2 protein-coding genes are annotated in these 2,296 nt (G+C 48.0%); both read right to left on the reverse strand.

The window, feature by feature from the left end:
* Nucleotides 1-637, reverse strand: a 637-nt coding sequence (locus tag V6D20_18725) for a hydantoinase/oxoprolinase N-terminal domain-containing protein (protein HEY9817814.1), incomplete at its 3' end; no start/stop codon positions are given.
* A 301-nt stretch (nucleotides 638-938) separates the two neighbouring features.
* Nucleotides 939-2,048: a TIGR04222 domain-containing membrane protein gene (locus V6D20_18730; GenBank protein ID HEY9817815.1), complete on the reverse strand. Its 1,110-nt coding sequence runs from the start codon at nucleotides 2,046-2,048 to the stop codon at nucleotides 939-941.
* Nucleotides 2,049-2,296: the final 248 nt, after the last annotated feature.

A 2,296-nucleotide genomic window follows, 5' to 3' on the forward strand; every position in this document is an offset into this window, starting at 1 on the left:
CGGAAACTTGAGAGAAGCCAACTTGATGGGCGATCGCTGCAATGGCCTGTTCATGGTCGGGATAGCGATAGCCATGGATGAATACAATGGCGCAACTGCGAATTCCATCATCGTAGGCTGCCTGCATGGCCTGGATAATGCGCTCTAGCTCGGCAGCGCTGAGGGCAATATGTTCCTCACCCTCAGCCGTGTAACGCTCATTCACCTCTAGCACCTGCTCATAGAGCATATCGGGTAATATAATCTCCCGGGCAAAGATGTTGGGGCGGTTTTGATAGCCAATGCGTAGAACATCCTGGAATCCGCGGGTGGTGACGAGTAGGGTGCGATCGCCCTTCCGTTCCAATAAAGCATTGGTCGCCACAGTCGTTCCCATTTTCACCCGCTGCAGTTGTCCAGCGGGAATAGGTTCATGGGCAGCCAGACCTAGAATATCGCGAATGCCCTGAATGACGGCGTCTGCATAGCGATTGGGCTGTTCTGACAGCAGTTTGTACACAATCACCCACTGCTGACGGGGCAAGACTGCCACCTGAAAACGAGGTTGGCTAGAGAGACGTTCAGCGATCGCGCTATCATCTGTCACCGCTACAAGATCCGTAAATGTTCCACCGCGATCAGCAAAAACGTTTAACATACTTAAAACTCCTGATATGTGTTCGAAAAATTTGATGACGCTCGGAACAGCCTCTTGCATTCTCATACTATGAGGGGCTTGATCTTATCTTTCATTATCCTCATAGTATGACCCGAACCCCAACAAGACTTGCTTGCATTATATCAAATCCAGTTAGACGCACAATTGCATTCAAGGCTTGGGCAATTCAGATGCCTGTAGCTCTTTTGCTAAAGTGAGAGTCAAGCAGGGAATCGAATGCCGGCTTTTACAGTCATGAATATTCAACCGGATTCGATAAGACGACTTTCGCCATGGGGTACTAGCAGCCACAGCCGCCACTACTCATAGCAGCATCTTCTGCGCTAAAAATCTGCTTCAAATCGTCCAAGACTCCCCCAGAAAGAACAGTATACCCATAAAGGGCAAATCGCTGCGCGAGATTGTAGGCATCGTGGTTGTTCTTGATATCTATCAGTGTTCGAATACCCCAACGGGTACGCCCACCAGGTACAAAACAGCATAAAGTAGCAATACCAATCGATTGATGCAGAACTGTAAAGCTATTCATATCTGGGATTTGAATACCCAGAGACTGCTCAACAACTGATATCAATATTCCACTAAAAATTGTCATGAAGATAAAGTATCCCAAACTTTTTCCCATACAAGCGGCCCATCCTTTCATCAACAGTTTTTCTTGCTCTAGGGATCTTTGTAGACCATTCATGTCGTATTGACTGACTCGCCGTAGATCTTGTAGGGATGGAGTTAGACAAACCTGTTGCATCAATTGTCGTTCTAGACTAGTTGCTTCAGGTGGCAGCCACTTTGCGATAGCAAAAGTTCGATGTCGGACATTGAGATACAGATATCCTTGATATACCAGTTGCATAATCGCTAAGTCCACAGCTCGTGCTTTCCCGCCTTCTAAATAAGCCATCTGATATATATCCAGTTGAGGTCTTTGTGGTTGTTGGTCGGGACTTCGGATTATATAGCGTACCATCAGTCCAAGGATAGCAGAGCTACAAAGAGCAACAACAGACGGATTGATAGATACATGACTTGCCGCCGGTTCAATGGTAGATCCTTGTGCCGCGCTGATCCAGCCAATGGTCACAAGGGCAATGATGCCCATGATGCTCAGAGGTTGGATGAATTTCAGGTAAGGATATCGCTTGGGAATGACCCAATGATCGTTTAAGCTCACTCGCTGCATGTTGAGTTCTGTGCCAAACCGCACATCGGTTGGTGACCAAAGGTCAATGGGAGGAGAACCCCAAACCTGCTGATAGCTTGCGATGGTTTGCGCGTAAAGACGATGGAATTCTGCGCGCTCTAACCGTCCTCCCCGTGCTGGATGATGGTGTAGTATCTTCCCCAACACCTTGGGGCAAAACTCGTCCCAATAGGACTGGGTGAGGAGCAAATGGGCGTGCCATACCTGGTCTACCTGATCAGAGGGCACTACTTGATGCTTAGCAACGACCGTGAGGAAGGCAAACTTTTTATACTCTGCGATCGCTCTCTGGGTGTAGATTAGAGACCAACCCTGGTTTCTCATGAGCTGGCGAGTAAACCCAAACTCGTGGTTTGGGTCGTCTAGTTCAAATGCTTGTAGCCGCTGATAAAGGGCTGACTGGAACGTATCTAGCATAGTTGCTAAACTTGGTGATA

Source organism: Candidatus Obscuribacterales bacterium (assembly GCA_036703605.1).
Classification (GTDB): domain Bacteria; phylum Cyanobacteriota; class Cyanobacteriia; order RECH01; family RECH01; genus RECH01.